The organism is Amnibacterium sp. CER49, from assembly GCF_029846255.1.
Taxonomy (GTDB): domain Bacteria; phylum Actinomycetota; class Actinomycetes; order Actinomycetales; family Microbacteriaceae; genus Amnibacterium.
This window is the reverse complement of sequence record NZ_JARVWQ010000002.1, coordinates 168,145-182,013: the sequence shown is the minus strand read 5'-3', so window position 1 is coordinate 182,013 and position 13,869 is coordinate 168,145. Positions and strand designations below refer to the sequence as shown.

16 protein-coding genes are annotated in these 13,869 nt (G+C 71.6%); 8 read left to right on the top strand and 8 right to left on the bottom strand.

From position 1 onward, the window contains the following. The first annotated feature begins 16 nt into the window (after positions 1–16). Positions 17–439 (top strand): DUF6855 family protein, encoded by a 423-nt coding sequence (locus QDR37_RS10840; protein ID WP_279713775.1) that lies wholly within the window; start codon positions 17–19, stop codon positions 437–439. Here QDR37_RS10840 and glgA read toward each other — a convergent pair. Further along, positions 418–1,602: a glycogen synthase gene (gene glgA / locus QDR37_RS10835; protein ID WP_279713774.1), complete on the bottom strand. Its 1,185-nt coding sequence runs from the start codon at positions 1,600–1,602 to the stop codon at positions 418–420. The two genes, QDR37_RS10840 and glgA, sit on opposite strands and share 22 nt — an antisense overlap. Positions 1,603–1,695: 93 nt before the next feature. Between glgA and glgC the strand changes: the two genes are divergently transcribed. Beyond that, entirely contained in the window at positions 1,696–2,937 is a 1,242-nt protein-coding gene (gene glgC / locus QDR37_RS10830; protein WP_279713772.1) for a glucose-1-phosphate adenylyltransferase, read from the top strand. A gap of 94 nt (positions 2,938–3,031) precedes the next feature. Then, complete coding sequence (serB, locus tag QDR37_RS10825) at positions 3,032–3,664, top strand: phosphoserine phosphatase SerB (protein ID WP_279714851.1); 633 nt, start codon at positions 3,032–3,034, stop codon at positions 3,662–3,664. A gap of 96 nt (positions 3,665–3,760) precedes the next feature. On the opposite strand, the gene fabG is transcribed toward serB, so the two are convergent. Further along, positions 3,761–4,468 (bottom strand): 3-oxoacyl-ACP reductase FabG, encoded by a 708-nt coding sequence (fabG, locus tag QDR37_RS10820; protein WP_279713770.1) that lies wholly within the window; start codon positions 4,466–4,468, stop codon positions 3,761–3,763. A gap of 83 nt (positions 4,469–4,551) precedes the next feature. On the opposite strand from fabG, the gene QDR37_RS10815 reads away from it, so the two are divergent. The 4 genes from QDR37_RS10815 (at position 4,552) to QDR37_RS10800 (ending at position 7,371) form a co-directional block, all read left to right on the top strand. Further along, complete coding sequence (locus tag QDR37_RS10815) at positions 4,552–4,836, top strand: DUF3099 domain-containing protein (RefSeq protein WP_279713768.1); 285 nt, start codon at positions 4,552–4,554, stop codon at positions 4,834–4,836. Further along, positions 4,833–5,033: a hypothetical protein gene (locus QDR37_RS10810; protein ID WP_279713767.1), complete on the top strand. Its 201-nt coding sequence runs from the start codon at positions 4,833–4,835 to the stop codon at positions 5,031–5,033. The genes QDR37_RS10815 and QDR37_RS10810 overlap by 4 nt, the downstream gene beginning before the upstream one ends. Before the next feature lie 4 nt (positions 5,034–5,037). Continuing rightward, positions 5,038–5,892 carry an SURF1 family protein gene (locus QDR37_RS10805; protein WP_279713766.1) on the top strand — a complete coding sequence of 285 codons (855 nt, stop codon included), beginning with the start codon at positions 5,038–5,040 and terminating at the stop codon, positions 5,890–5,892. A gap of 96 nt (positions 5,893–5,988) precedes the next feature. Continuing rightward, on the top strand, positions 5,989–7,371 hold the full coding sequence (locus tag QDR37_RS10800; protein WP_279713764.1) for an HNH endonuclease signature motif containing protein: 1,383 nt from the start codon (positions 5,989–5,991) through the stop codon (positions 7,369–7,371). Here the strand turns inward: QDR37_RS10800 and QDR37_RS10795 are convergent. Next, on the bottom strand, positions 7,368–8,966 hold the full coding sequence (locus QDR37_RS10795) for an ABC-F family ATP-binding cassette domain-containing protein (protein WP_279713763.1): 1,599 nt from the start codon (positions 8,964–8,966) through the stop codon (positions 7,368–7,370). The genes QDR37_RS10800 and QDR37_RS10795 overlap by 4 nt on opposite strands. Positions 8,967–9,085: 119 nt before the next feature. Between QDR37_RS10795 and QDR37_RS10790 the strand changes: the two genes are divergently transcribed. Further along, positions 9,086–9,688, top strand: a complete 603-nt coding sequence (locus QDR37_RS10790; protein WP_279713762.1) for a biotin transporter BioY — start codon at positions 9,086–9,088, stop codon at positions 9,686–9,688. A 69-nt stretch (positions 9,689–9,757) separates the two neighbouring features. Here QDR37_RS10790 and QDR37_RS10785 read toward each other — a convergent pair whose 3' ends face one another. From QDR37_RS10785 to sufB, 5 genes are read right to left on the bottom strand one after another with little or no spacing between them, the layout of a single operon-like run. Then, the gene (locus QDR37_RS10785; RefSeq protein WP_279713761.1) at positions 9,758–10,090 is read right to left on the bottom strand and encodes a metal-sulfur cluster assembly factor; all 333 of its coding nucleotides are present in this window, start codon (positions 10,088–10,090) and stop codon (positions 9,758–9,760) included. After that, the gene (sufC, locus tag QDR37_RS10780) at positions 10,087–10,851 is read right to left on the bottom strand and encodes a Fe-S cluster assembly ATPase SufC (RefSeq protein WP_279713760.1); all 765 of its coding nucleotides are present in this window, start codon (positions 10,849–10,851) and stop codon (positions 10,087–10,089) included. The genes QDR37_RS10785 and sufC overlap by 4 nt, the downstream gene beginning before the upstream one ends. Positions 10,852–10,872: 21 nt before the next feature. Beyond that, positions 10,873–11,211, bottom strand: coding sequence for a non-heme iron oxygenase ferredoxin subunit (locus tag QDR37_RS10775; RefSeq protein ID WP_279713758.1), 339 nt, complete (start codon positions 11,209–11,211; stop codon positions 10,873–10,875). Continuing rightward, positions 11,208–12,434 (bottom strand): Fe-S cluster assembly protein SufD, encoded by a 1,227-nt coding sequence (gene sufD / locus QDR37_RS10770; RefSeq protein ID WP_279713756.1) that lies wholly within the window; start codon positions 12,432–12,434, stop codon positions 11,208–11,210. Before sufD ends, QDR37_RS10775 begins: the two co-directional genes overlap by 4 nt. Positions 12,435–12,448: 14 nt before the next feature. Next, positions 12,449–13,867 carry a Fe-S cluster assembly protein SufB gene (gene sufB, locus QDR37_RS10765; RefSeq protein ID WP_279713755.1) on the bottom strand — a complete coding sequence of 473 codons (1,419 nt, stop codon included), beginning with the start codon at positions 13,865–13,867 and terminating at the stop codon, positions 12,449–12,451. Positions 13,868–13,869 lie beyond the last annotated feature (2 nt).

The window sequence follows — 13,869 nt, the reverse complement described above, 5'->3', positions numbered from 1 at the left end:
CGAGGAGGTTCGGTCGATGGCTGCGGGCACGAAGGACGATCCGTGGGTGCTCACCACGGCGCCCGGCACGTCGGAGTACCGGATGTGGTCCGAGCCGCAGGCCGAGCCGCCCGCGCTCGTCTGCCAGGTGGGATCGACGGCTCTGCGCTACCGCGCGCAGGCGGTCGAGGACCTGCACGCCTGGCTCGTGGAGCAGGACGACTGGGTCCCGCTCGGCGCCGCCGACGAGCAGAAGGCGGCGCAGCCGGGCACCGTCGAAGCGTTCGGCCGCGATCCCGGGAACCCGGTGGGCGGCTGGTACGGCCTGCGGAAGGGCTACCGCGGACGGTTCGGGATGTACCTGCCGCCGCTGCTCGAGGCGCTCGGTCTCGCCGAGCTCACGCACGACGCGCGGAACAACCGCATCCGGGCGAGGCGTCAGCCGACGAGCGACCGGTAGATGCCCACCGTCTGCTCGCCGATGGCGTCCCAGTCGAAGACCTGCTCGGCCCGCTTCCGGCCCGCCTCGCCGTAGCGCTGCGCGGTCGCGGGGTCCGAGACGACCTCGGTGAGCACGTCCGCGAGGTCCTGCACGAACCGGTCCGGATGGAGCGGCGTGCCGGTGCCGTCCTGCATCTGCTCGATGGGAACCAGGCGTCCCGTCTCGCCGTCGACGATCACCTCGGGGATCCCGCCCGTCGCCGTGCCGACCACCGCGGTCGCGCAGGCCATCGCCTCGAGGTTCACGATGCCGAGCGGCTCGTACACCGAGGGGCAGATGAACACGGTGGCCGCGGTGAGCAGCGCCGAGAGCTCCTCCTGCGGCAGGATCCGCTCGATCCAGACGACGCCGCTGCGCTCCGCCGCGAGGTCGCGGACGAGGCCCGAGACCTCCTCCATGATCTCCTTCGTGTCGGGCGCCCCGGCGCAGAGCACGAGCTGCACGTCGGCCGGCAGCCGCTTCGCGGCACGCAGCAGGTACGGCAGACCCTTCTGACGCGTGATGCGGCCGACGAAGATCACGGTCGGCCGGTCGGGGTCGACCCCGAGCGACCGGACGAGGTCGGGATCGTGCTTCGGGCGCCAGCGCTCGAGGTCGATGCCGTTGTAGACCACGTGCAGGCGCGACGGGTCGACCCCCGGGTAGGACCGCAGGATGTCGTCGCCCATGCCGCGCGAGACGGCGACGACCGCGTCGGCGGCCTCGTAGGCCGTGCGCTCGATCTCGCTCGAGATCCGGTACCCGCCGCCCAGCTGCTCGGCCTTCCAGGGGCGCAGCGGCTCGAGGCTGTGCGCGGTGACGACGTGCGGGATGCCGTGCAGCAGCTTCGCCAGGTGCCCCCCGGCGTTCGCGTACCAGGTGTGCGAGTGCACGAGATCGGCGCCGCCGACGGCCTGGGCCATCTGCAGGTCGACGCCGAGGGTCGTGAGGCTGCCGTTCGCGCCCTCGAGCTCGGCGGGCGGCCGGTAGGCGAACACGCCCTCCTCGTCGCGCGGCGCGCCGAAGCAGCGCACCTGCACGTCGATGCGGCGCCGCAGGGACTTCACGAGCTCGGCCGCATGGACCCCGGCGCCGCCGTAGATCTCCGGCGGATACTCCCTGGTCAGCAGATCGACTCGCATGGGCGTCACGATAGCCCCGGGCCTCGGTCGGGCACACGGGCAGCCGAGGACGGGGGCCAGCCGAGCGGATGGCCCGAGCGCTACGGTTCACCCATGCCATCGAAGAAGATTTTCGGCATCGTCCTCGCCGGCGGCGAGGGCAAGCGGCTCATGCCGCTCACCGAGGACCGGGCGAAGCCGGCCGTGCCGTTCGGCGGTGCCTACCGGCTCATCGACTTCGCGCTGTCGAACCTCATCAACTCGGGCATCACGCAGATCGTCGTGCTGACGCAGTACAAGTCGCACAGCCTCGACCGGCACGTCGCCGAGACGTGGCGCCTGTCGAGCCTGCTCAACTCGTACATCGCGTCGGTGCCGGCGCAGCAGCGCCTCGGCAAGCGCTGGTACCTCGGCAGCGCCGACGCGATCCACCAGAGCCTCAACCTCATCGGCGACGAGGAGCCCGACATCGTCGTCGTGGTCGGCGCCGACCACGTGTACCGGATGGACTTCCGGCAGATGGTCGACGCCCACATCGCGTCCGGGCGCAGCGCGACCGTCGCCGCGATCCGGCAGCCCATCGAGCTGGCGAACCAGTTCGGCGTCATCGACGTCGACAAGAAGGACCCCTCGCGCATCGCGCGCTTCCTCGAGAAGCCGACGCAGATCGACGGCCTGCCGGACTCGCCGAACGAGATCCTCGCCTCGATGGGCAACTACGTCTTCAACGCCGACGCGCTCGTCGCAGCCGTGAAGTCGGACGCCGACCGCGAGGGCTCGAAGCACGACATGGGCGGCGACATCGTTCCCGCGTTCGTCGAGGCCGACGACGCGGGGGTCTACGACCTGAACCGCAACGAGGTGCCGGGCGCCACCGACCGCGACCGCTACTACTGGCGCGACGTGGGCACCATCGACTCGTTCTGGGAGGCGCACATGGACCTCGTCTCCGCCCTGCCCGTGTTCAACCTGTACAACCGGGCCTGGCCGATCTACACGCAGACCCTGAACTCGCCGCCGGCGAAGTTCAACCGAGACGGGTGGGGCAACAACACCGTCGTGCACGACTCGATCGTCTCCCCCGGCTCGCTGTTCTCCGGATCCCGCGTCGTGAACAGCGTCATCGGACCCTGGGCGATCGTGGAGTCGGGCGGCGCGGTGAGCGACTCGGTGCTGTTCGACCGGGTGCGCATCGGCCGCGGCGCCGTCGTGCACCGCGCGATCCTCGACAAGAACGTCGTCGTCGAGGAGGGCGCCCGCATCGGCATCGAGCGCGAGCGCGACCTCGAGCGCGGCTTCACCGTCACCGACAGCGACATCACGGTGGTCGGCAAGGGCGTCCGCGTCCGGCCGTGAGCGCGCGGTGGAGCTTCGAGCGACGGCCGTCTTCAGCCGCCGCCGCGATCACGGCGCCCCGCGCCGGCCGGGTGCGCGGCACCCGACGGCCGCTGTGACGGGCGGCGGTCTCCTCGTCGTCCTCGACGTCGACTCGACGCTCATCGGCGAGGAGGTCGTCGACCTGCTCGCCGATCAGGCGGGGGTCGGCGCCGAGGTCGCCGCGATCACCCAGGCCGCGATGCGCGGCGAGCTCGACTTCGCCGCGAGCCTGACCCGCCGCGTCGCGCTGCTCGAGGGCCTGCCGACGTCGGCGCTCGACGAGGTGCGGCGCCGGCTGACCGTGACCCGCGGCGTGCCGGAGCTGATCGCGGCCGTGCACGACGCAGGGGGTCGCGTCGCCGCGGTGTCCGGCGGGTTCACCCAGGTGCTCGACCCGCTCGCCGGCGCGCTCGGGCTGGACGCGGCGCGGGCGAACCGCCTCGAGGTCGCCGGCGGCCGTCTCACCGGCCGGGTCGACGGCGCGATCGTCGACGCCGGGGCGAAGCGGGCCGCGCTGCTCGAGTGGGCCGGGGGCGCCACGACCGTCGCCATCGGCGACGGCGCGAACGACCTGCTGATGATGGAGGCCGCGGCCCTGTCGATCGCCTTCGACGCCAAGCCCGCGGTGCGCGCCCGCGCCGACGTCGTGCTGCCGGGCAGGGACCTCTCCCCCGTGCTCGCCGTGCTGGGGCTCCGCGCTCGCTGACCGGACGACGAAGATCCGAGGCCTCGCGGGCGCTGCCAGGCGGGGCGGGACGGACCGGCGGACGGTCCTCCGTCGTTGGTCGGGTGCCTCGTTCGGTCAGTGCCCCATGCCGAGGCCGCCGTCGACCGGGATGACCGCGCCGTTGATGTAGGCCGCCTCGTCGCTCGCGAGCCAGAGCGCCGCCTGCGCCACCTCCTCGGTGGTGCCGAAGCGCCCGGCGGGGATGCGTCCCTTGTACTCGGCCTGGGTCTCCTCGGGCAGCGCCGCGGTCATGTCGGTCTCGATGAACCCCGGCGCGACGACGTTCGCGGTGATGCCGCGGGCCCCGAGCTCGCGGGCCAGCGACCGGGCGAAGCCGACGAGTGCGGCCTTCGACGACGCGTAGTTGATCTGTCCCGCGGAGCCGAGCAGGCCGACCACGCTCCCGATGAGGATCACGCGTCCGAAGCGTGCGCGGAGCATGCCCTTCGACGCCCGCTTGACGAGCCGGAACGTGCCGCCGAGGTTCGTGGCGACGACCGAGTCGAAGTCGTCGTCGCTCATGCGCAGCAGCAGGGTGTCCTTCGTGATGCCCGCGTTCGCGACCACCACCTCGACCGGGCCGAGCTCGGCCTCGATGGCCCGGAACGCCGCGTCGAGACTCGCCGCGTCGGTGACGTCGGCCTGGACCGCGAGCACGCCCTCGGGTCCGTCGCCCGAGCGGACGGTGACGGCCACACGGTGTCCGGCGGCGGCGAAGGCGACCGCGATGGCGCGGCCGATGCCGCGGTTGCCACCGGTCACGAGAACGGTCCGAGGGGTCATGCCGTGATCCTTCCGTGAACCTTCCGCGAGCCTAGCGGCGACCGCGCAGGCGCCCCCGTTCGGGGGCGTACGCTCGACTCACAATGGCTCGTTCCGCCGTACAGTCCGCCACCGCTCTTCCCGCGTCTCCGCAGGACGACCGGCGCAGACGGATGCGGCAGTACTCGATCGCGATGACCATCCGCACGATCTGCTTCCTGCTCGTCGTGATCGTGCCCGACTGGTGGCGGTTCGTCTTCGCCGTCGGCGCGATCGTGCTGCCGTACTTCGCGGTCGTGCTCGCCAACGTCGGCGCCGGCGGCGCGGTCGACCCGATCACGCCCGCGCCGGCACCGGTGCAGCGCGAGCTGGAGCAGCGCCAGCAGTGACCGACGCGCCCCGCTGCTCCCGCGCGGGCTGCCGGGCTCCGGCGACCTCTCGGATCCTGTGGCGGAACCCCGCCCTGCACGCGCCGGACCGTCGCAAGACCTGGCTCGCCTGCGACAAGCACCTCGGGTTCCTCACCGATTTCCTCGCCGCCCGCTCGTTCCCGCTCGAGGTGGAGCCCTTGACGGTGCAGGCTTGAGGGCATGGGCCAGCTCATCGCGATCGTGCGTACCGCGGTCGGCGACGGGCGCTGGCGGAGGTCCCTCGCCCTCGCGGTCGCGTTCGCGATCGGCTGCGGGCTGCTCTCGTGGTGGCAGTTCGCCCGCCGCGAGGAGTCGGCGCACCAGAACGCGCTCGTGCAGGCGAACTACGACCGCGCGTCCGCCGTTCCGCTGAGCGACGCACTCCGCACGCTGGGCGCCTACGACGACGGCCGGCAGAAGTGGCTGCCCGTCGAGCTGCGCGGCACCTACCTGGTCGACCACCAGCTGCTCGTGCGCGACCGGCAGTCGAACGGCAACCCGGGCTTCGAGGTGCTCACCCCGCTGCGGCTGCAGGACGGCGACGTCTTCGTGGTCGACCGCGGCTTCCTGAACGTCGGATCGAAGCAGGACCGCCCCGACACGGTGCCCGCTCCCCCGCCGGGCACGGTGACCGTCGTCGCCAGGCTGCAGAAGGACGAGGGCCCGATCGCCGGGCGCACGGCCCCCGTCGGCGAGATCCCGTCGATCGACCTGCACGCGGTGGCGAAGCAGGTGGGCGCCCCGACCTACACCGCCGCCTACGGGCAGCTGAAGTCGGAGGACCCCGCGCCCGCGATCGCGCCGCAGCCGCTGCAAGCGCCGTCGTTCGGCGACGAGGAGGGCACCCATCTCTCGTACGCGATCCAGTGGATCCTGTTCGCCGTGATCGGCTTCGGCGCCCTCGGCTGGTCGGTGCGCCGCGATCTGCTCGACGCCGGCGACCCCGAGGTCACCGAGGCGGACACCCGGGCGGCGGAGCGCAGACGGCGCCGCCCCCGCGACGAGGACGTGGAGGACGCGCTCCTCGAGCGCTGACCGACGAGCGACGCGCCGCCGCTCGATCCGCGGAAGCGCTGATCAGGGGGCTACGTACTCCGTAGGAGTGTCGGACCCCGCTGGCACGATTCGAGCATGGAATCGACGGCGAGGGTGCGACAGGCGACGGATGTCCTCCGCATCACGAGCGCCGCCGACCGCCGGTCCACCGACCGCGATCTGCTCGCCGACGCGCAGGCGTGGGAAGAGCTCGGACGTCTCGTCGACGCTCGTCGTCTCGCCGTGGCCGCCGAGGTCGAGTGGCGATCGCGGCCCGGTCTCGGTTCAGACGGCCTGGCCGCCCGCGAGGAGCAGAAGGGCGGCAAGGAGCTCCTGGCGGAGCGGCTGCTGATCAGCACGAGCGAGGCGAAGCGGCGCATCTCGCTGGGCAGCGCCCTCGCCCCGCGGTGGTCGTTCACCGACGAGCCGCTGCCGGGGCGGGCGCCGATGCTGGCGGATGCCGTGCAGCACGGCACCGTGCCGCTGGAGTCCGCGCGGCTGATCCTCGTCACCCTCGACAGTGCTCGGCGCCGGGCGGCGGACGAGGACCTCGAGGCCGCGGAGGCGTTGCTCACGAACACCGCGCGCACCGCCCCGGTGGATGTGCTCGCGGTGGTGGCACAGATGTGGACGCAGGCGCTGGATCCGGATGGGGCGGAGCCCGATGAGAAGGAGCAGCGGCGCAAGGAGTCCCTGAAGCTCGGCCGGCTCCGCCTCGATGGATCGTCGACCCTGTCCGCCGTGATCTCGGCCGAGACCCGCGCCGAGATCGAGGCGTTCCTCAACGCCCACCGCCGCGGCACCACCTTCGTCCGCAACCCGGACGACGGGGAGGACCTGGAATGGCACGAGGCCGCCCAGGACGGCCGCACCCGCGCCCAGCACCACTCCGACGCCCTCTGGTCGGCCTTCCGCGCCGGCGTGCGCGCCGAGCAGGAAGGCACCGGTGGATCTCCGGCGAGCCCGCACGAGGTGATCACCGTGATCACGATCGACGAGCTCGAGCGGCGGCAGGGCGCCGGGCACCCCGATGGAGTCCTGGCCCGCTTCTCGGTGCCGACGGTCGAGCGGCTGCAGTGCTCCGGTACTTCGCGCTTGCTCGTCACCGACCTCTCCGGCGAGCCCCTCGCCCTCGGGCGCAGGACCCGGCTCTTCTCAGCGGCGCAGAAGAAGGCCCTCGCCGGCCGCGACGGCGGCTGCGCCTGGCCCGGCTGCACCGCACCGTCCGCGTGGTGCGAGGCGCACCACATCGCCTGGTGGAACCGCGACGGCGGCGCGACGGATCTTGAGAACGGTGTGCTGCTGTGCAGCCACCACCATCACCTCATCGACGAACCGATGAGCCGATGGCAGATCGTCATCCACCACCACGAGCGGTACCTGGTGCCGCAGCTGCGGCAGGGCGACCCGCTCCCGAAGCACCGGATGCAACGCCACCGGCGGCACGTGCGCGGACGGCCGGCGACCGAAGCCGCCTAGCTGACGGAGATCAGCTCCGCGTAGTCGGGGTTCCAATGGTCCTCGGTGCCGTCCGGCATGATCAGCACCCGCTCCGGGTTCAGTGCCTCGACGGCGCCCTCGTCGTGGCTGACGAGCACGACGGCCCCGCGATAGCCGGCGAGCGCGCCGAGGATCTCCTCGCGGCTGGCCGGGTCGAGGTTGTTCGTCGGCTCGTCGAGCAGCAGCACGTTCGCGCTCGAGACCACGAGCATGGCGAGCGCGAGCCGCGTCTTCTCGCCGCCGGAGAGCACGCCCGCGGGCTTCGCGGTGTCGTCGCCGGTGAAGAGGAACGAGCCGAGCACCCGGCGCGCCTCCGTCGCCGAGAGCGCCGGGGCCGCGGAGAGCATGTTCTCGAGCACGCTCCGGTCGACGTCGATCGTCTCGTGCTCCTGCGCGTAGTAGCCGATGCGCAGGCCGTGCCCCGGCTCGATGACTCCGGTGTCGGGGCGGTCGACCCCCGCGAGGATGCGCAGCAGCGTCGTCTTGCCGGCGCCGTTCAGGCCGAGCACGACGACCTTCGAGCCGCGGTCGATCGCGAGGTCGACGGCGGAGAAGATCTCGAGCGAGCCGTAGGACTTCGACAGGTCGCGCGCCATGAGCGGCGTGCGACCGGACGGAGCCGGATCCGGGAAGCGGAGCTTCGCGACGCGGTCCGACTGCCGCACGTCCTCGAGGCCGGACAGCATCCGCTCGGCGCGGCGCACCATGTTCTGCGCCGCGACCGCCTTCGTGGCCTTGGCGCCCATCTTCGCGGCCTGCAGCTGCAGCGCCGAGGCCTTCTTCTCGACGTTCGCGCGCTCGCGCTTGCGGCGCTGCTCGTCGGTCTCGCGCTGCTTCAGGTACGCCTTCCAGCCCATGTTGTAGACGTCGAGCACCTGCCGGTTCGCGTCGAGGTAGAAGACGCGGTTGACGACCTCGCCGACGAGGTCGACGTCGTGGCTGATCACGATGACGCCGCCCTTGTAGGCCTTGAGGAAGTCGCGCAACCAGACGACGGAGTCGGCGTCGAGGTGGTTGGTGGGCTCGTCGAGGATCAGCGTCTCGGCGTCGGAGAAGAGGATGCGGGCGAGCTCGATGCGGCGCCGCTGGCCGCCCGAGAGCGTCGACAGCGGCTGCGCGAGCACCCGGTCGGGCAGGGCGAGGTTGTTCGCGATCGACGCCGCCTCGGCCTCGGCCGCGTACCCGCCGCGGGCGAGGAACTCCTCCTCGAGCCGCGCATACCGGCCGATCGCCTTCTCGGCGACCTTCGGGTCCGTGGACCCCATCCGCTCGGTGGTCTCGGCGAGCTGCAGCGAGATGGTGCCGAGGCCGCGGGCGTCGAGGATGCGGGTGCGGGCGAGCTGCTCCGGATCCCCGGCGCGCGGGTCCTGCGGCAGGTAGCCGATCTCACCGGACTTCTCGACGCGGCCGCTCGTGGGCGCCATCTGGCCGGCGAGCACCTTCGTGAGCGTGGTCTTTCCGGCGCCGTTGCGCCCGACGAGGCCGACCTTGTCGCCGGCGGCGACGCGGAAGCCCACCTCGCTCATCAGGGTGCGGGCACCGAGCGTGATCTCGAGGTCGTGCACGGCGAGCACAGCGATACCTCGATCCGGTGAGAGGGAAGCGCCAGGAGGGCGCGGAAACCAGCCCTCTAGTGTAGTTCGAGAGCGGGTGGTGCCCTCGCCCGCCCTGCCGATCGCCGACCGGAGGACCCTTGTCGACCATCTCCCTCGCCCCGCGCCGTCCCGTGCTCGCCGACCGGGTGCTGCCTCGCTCCCTGGCCGTCGACGCCGGCCTCGTCGTCGCCGGTGCCGCGCTCACCGCCGGCCTCGCCCAGCTCGAGATCCCGCTGTGGCCCGTGCCCGTGACCGGGCAGACGCTCGCGGTGCTGCTCGTCGGGGCCTCGCTCGGCGCCACGCGTTCGGCGCTGTCGATGGCGCTGTACGCCGTCGCCGGGCTCGTCGGCCTGCCGGTCTACTCCGACCACACCTCGGGCGCGGCGGTCCTGCTCGGTCCCACGGGCGGCTACATCGTCGGTTTCGTCCTCGCCGCCGCGTTCACCGGATGGCTCGCCGAGCGTCGCTGGGAGCGCCGTCTCGTCGGCGGGATGCTCGCCTTCGTCGCCGGCTCGGTCGTCGTGTTCCTCGTCGGTCTCCCGTGGCTGAAGGTCGCGCTCGGCCTCACGTGGGCGCAGACGCTCGCCGCCGGTCTCTACCCGTTCGTGATCGGCGGGATCATCAAGGCCGGGATCGCCGCGGCGGTGCTCCGCGGCGCGTGGGCCCTCGTCGCGAAGGCGGACGCGTCGAAGGCCGAGTAGCTCACCTCATCGAGCGGAGACGCCCGCTTCCAGAACTCGGCAGCGGGCGTCTCTGCTCGGTGGAGCTGCTCAGATCTGGAAGCCGATCGCGCGCATCATCTCGCGGCCGTCGTCGGACATGCGCTCGGGACCCCACGGCGGCATCCACACCCAGTTGATGCGGAAGCGCTCGACGTGGCCGTCGAGGGCCTGCGCGGTCTCGTCCTCGATCACGTCGGTGAGCGGGCAGCCGGCCGAGGTCAGCGTCATGTTGATGACGAGCGCGTCGTTCTCGTCGTCCCAGCCGAGGTCGTAGATGAGGCCGAGGTCGACCACGTTGACGCCGAGCTCGGGGTCGACGACGTCCTTCAGCGCCTCGGTGATCTCATCGAAGCGGTCAGGAGCCAGGGAGACGGTGCTCATGACGCCGGCACCTCGTCGACGAAGCGGTCGTAGCCCTCCTCCTCGAGCCGCTCGGCGAGCTCGGGGCCGCCCTCCTCGGCGACGCGGCCCGCGACGAACACGTGCACGAAGTCGGGGTGGATGTAGCGGAGGATGCGCGTGTAGTGCGTGATGAGCAGCACGCCGAGACCCGTGTTCCCCTTCGCACGGTTCACGCCCTCGGAGACGATCTTCAGCGCGTCGACGTCGAGGCCGGAGTCGGTCTCGTCGAGCACGGCGAAGCGCGGCTTCAGCAGCTCGAGCTGGAGGATCTCGTGGCGCTTCTTCTCGCCGCCGGAGAAGCCCTCGTTCACGTTCCGCTCGGCGAAGCCCTGGTCCATGCGCAGCGCGCCCATCGACTCGCGCACCTCCTTCACCCACGTGCGGATCGCGGGCGCCTCGCCGGCGATCGCGGTCTTCGCGGTGCGGAGGAAGTTCGAGACGGTGACGCCCGGGATCTCGACCGGGTACTGCATCGCGAGGAAGAGGCCCGCTCGGGCGCGCTCGTCGACGCTCATCGCGAGCACGTCCTCGCCGTCGAGCTCGATGCCGCCGGACTCGACGTGGTACTTCGGGTGCCCTGCGATCGTGTACGCGAGGGTGGACTTGCCGGAGCCGTTCGGGCCCATGACGGCGTGGGTCTCGCCCTCGCGGATCGTCAGGTCGACGCCGCGCAGGATCTGCTTCGTGCCCTGGTCGGTCTCGACGCTGACGTGGAGGTCGCGGATGGAGAGCGTGGACATGGTTCCTTCCGTGGCCCGCGCCTAGGCGGGCAGTTCCGATGCGGGGACGGGCGTCGGGTCGACGAGCACGTCGCCACCCTCCACCGTCACCCGGAAGACGGGGACCGGCTGGTACGCCGGCAGGGTCAGGGGACGGCCGGAGCGCAGCGAGAACTTCGAGCCGTGCGCCCAGCACTCCAACGTGTCGTCCTCGACGAAGCCCTCGGACAGCGAGATGTCGCCGTGCGTGCAGGTGTCGCCGATCGCGAAGACGTCACCGTTCGCGTCGCGCACGACGGCGACGGGCGTGCCGTCGACGACGACGCGGAGGGCGGTGTCGGTCTCGAGGTCGTCGATGCCGCAGACCCGCTGCGCGCTCATCGGACTCCCCCGGCGAGCTCGGCCTCGATGGCCGCGGAGACGCGGGACTGCAGCTCGGGCACACCGATCTTCTGCACGATCGACTCGAGGAACCCGCGCACGACGAGGCGCCGCGCCTGCTCCTCGGTGATGCCCCGCGCCTGCAGGTAGAACAGCTGCTCGTCGTCGAAGCGGCCGGTGGCCGAGGCGTGGCCGGCGCCTTCGATGTCGCCCGTCTCGATCTCGAGGTTCGGGACGCTGTCGGCGCGGGTGCCGTCGGTGAGCACGAGGTTGCGGTTCTGCTCGTACGAGTCGGTGGCGACCGCGTCGCGCCCGATGAGCACGTCGCCGATCCAGACGGTGTGCGCGCCCTCGCCCTGCAGCGCGCCACGGTACTCGACGCGGCCCTTCGTGTGGTCGGCCTGGTGGAACAGGAAGACCTGGCTCTCGAGGTGCTGGCCGGCGTCGGCGAAGTAGACGCCGAGCAGCTCGCCGTCGGCGCCGGATCCGGCCAGCGTGACCGCGGGGTTCACGCGCACGACCGAGCCGCCGAGCGAGACCACGACGTGCTTGAGCCGGGCGTCGCGCCCGACGCGGGCGAAGTGCGTCGCCACGTGCACCGCGTCGTCGTCCCAGTCCTGCAGCGTGACGAGCGTGAGGTCGGCGCCGTCGCCGACGAGCACCTCGACGTTCTCGGCGAGCCGTGCGGCGCCGGCGTTGTCGAGCACGACCACGCCGCGGGCGAACGGGGCCGCCTCGACGATCGTGTGCGCGGCCCGCGGGGTGTCGCCGAACCGGTCGCGTCGCACGGTGACGCGCGTGTACTCCTCACCCGTCACCCGGATGTCGAGCGCCTCGGTGAAGTGCGACCACGCGTTCGCGGAGGCTCGGTCCTCGGGGATGCCGGCGGTGCCGACGCGCGCGTCGGCACGGGCCGTCCAGCCGGCGGTGGAGGCGCCGTCACCCTGCACGGTGAACTCGTAGCGGCCGCCGTCGAGCTCGCCGTCGAGCAGCTCGCCGAGCCGGTCGACCGGGGTGAGCTTCCAGCCGGCCTCGCGGCCGGTGACGGCCGGGAAGTCGGCGACGTCGGTCGAGGTGAAGCGCTCGTTGCGGGTCTGGACCGGGATCGTGCCGCCGTGCTGCGCCGTCGCGTCCGCGATGATCGCGGGTCGGGTGCCCGTGCCGGTCACCACGGGGCTCGTCTCGCCGGAGGGGGTCGACAGGGTCTGCGTCTCGTTCGTCATACGGGTACCGGCGCTCAGCCGACGCTGCCTTCCATGCCCATCTCGATCAGCTTGTTCAGCTCGAGCGCGTACTCCATCGGCAGCTCGCGCGCGATCGGCTCGATGAAGCCGCGCACGATCATCGCCATGGCCTCGTCCTCGGGCATGCCGCGGCTCATCAGGTAGAACAGCTGCTCCTCGCTGACCTTCGAGACCGTGGCCTCGTGGCCGAGCTGCACGTCGTCGACGCGGATGTCGATCGCCGGGTACGTGTCGGAGCGCGAGATCGTGTCGACGAGCAGCGCGTCGCAGCGGACGGTGTTCGCCGAGTGGTGCGCGTTCGGGTCGACCCGGACCTCGCCGCGGTAGCCGGCGCGGCCGCCGCCCCGCGCGATCGACTTCGAGACGATCGACGACTGGGTGTACGGCGCCATGTGGATCATCTTCGCGCCGGCGTCCTGGTGCTGACCGGGCCCCGCGAAGGCCACCGACAGCGTCTCGCCCTTGGCGTGCTCGCCGACGAGGTAGATCGAGGGGTACTTCATCGTCACCTTCGAACCGAGGTTGCCGTCGATCCACTCCATGGTGGCGCCCTCGTGGGCTATGGCCCGCTTCGTGACGAGGTTGTACACGTTGTTCGACCAGTTCTGGATGGTCGTGTACCGGACGCGGGCGTCCTTCTTCACGATGATCTCGACGACCGCGGAGTGCAGCGAGTCGCTCTTGTAGATCGGCGCCGTGCAGCCCTCGATGTAGTGCACGTACGAGCCCTCGTCGGCGATGATCAGGGTGCGCTCGAACTGGCCCATGTTCTCGGTGTTGATGCGGAAGTAGGCCTGCAGCGGGATGTCGACGTGCACGCCCTTCGGCACGTAGACGAACGAGCCGCCGCTCCACACCGCCGTGTTCAGCGCCGCGAACTTGTTGTCACCCGCCGGGATGACCGTGCCGAAGTACTCGGTGAAGAACTCCGGGTGCTCCTTGAGCGCCGTGTCGGTGTCCATGAAGATGACGCCCTTGGCCTCCAGCTCCTCCTGGATCTGGTGGTAGACGACCTCCGACTCGTACTGCGCCGCGACGCCCGCGACGAGGCGCTGGCGCTCGGCCTCCGGGATGCCGAGGCGCTCGTACGTGGTGCGGATGTCCTCGGGGAGGTCCTCCCACGACTGCGCCTGGCGCTCGGTCGACTTCACGAAGTACTTGATGTTGTCGAAGTCGATGCCGGTGAGGTCGGCGCCCCACATCGGCATGGGCTTGCGCTCGAACATCGAGAGGCCCTTGAGCCGGTTCCGGAGCATCCACTCGGGTTCGTTCTTGCGCCCCGAGATGTCCTTCACGACATCGGCGGAGAGACCGCGGCGCGCCGAGGCGCCGGCGGCGTCGGAATCGGCCCAGCCGAACTCGTAGACGCCCAGGCCCTCGAGCTCGGGACGGTCGATCAGCACATCCGACACGG

Coding starts and splice junctions, on each gene's coding strand:
- glgC (WP_279713772.1), top strand. CDS start 1,696: ATGCCATCGAAGAAGATTTTCGGCATCGTCCTCGCCGGCGGCGAGGGC.
- sufC (WP_279713760.1), bottom strand. CDS start 10,851: ATGTCCACGCTCTCCATCCGCGACCTCCACGTCAGCGTCGAGACCGAC.
- sufD (WP_279713756.1), bottom strand. CDS start 12,434: ATGACGAACGAGACGCAGACCCTGTCGACCCCCTCCGGCGAGACGAGC.
- QDR37_RS10775 (WP_279713758.1), bottom strand. CDS start 11,211: ATGAGCGCGCAGCGGGTCTGCGGCATCGACGACCTCGAGACCGACACC.
- QDR37_RS10840 (WP_279713775.1), top strand. CDS start 17: ATGGCTGCGGGCACGAAGGACGATCCGTGGGTGCTCACCACGGCGCCC.
- QDR37_RS10800 (WP_279713764.1), top strand. CDS start 5,989: ATGGAATCGACGGCGAGGGTGCGACAGGCGACGGATGTCCTCCGCATC.
- fabG (WP_279713770.1), bottom strand. CDS start 4,468: ATGACCCCTCGGACCGTTCTCGTGACCGGTGGCAACCGCGGCATCGGC.
- glgA (WP_279713774.1), bottom strand. CDS start 1,602: ATGCGAGTCGATCTGCTGACCAGGGAGTATCCGCCGGAGATCTACGGC.
- QDR37_RS10805 (WP_279713766.1), top strand. CDS start 5,038: ATGGGCCAGCTCATCGCGATCGTGCGTACCGCGGTCGGCGACGGGCGC.
- QDR37_RS10815 (WP_279713768.1), top strand. CDS start 4,552: ATGGCTCGTTCCGCCGTACAGTCCGCCACCGCTCTTCCCGCGTCTCCG.
- QDR37_RS10785 (WP_279713761.1), bottom strand. CDS start 10,090: ATGAGCACCGTCTCCCTGGCTCCTGACCGCTTCGATGAGATCACCGAG.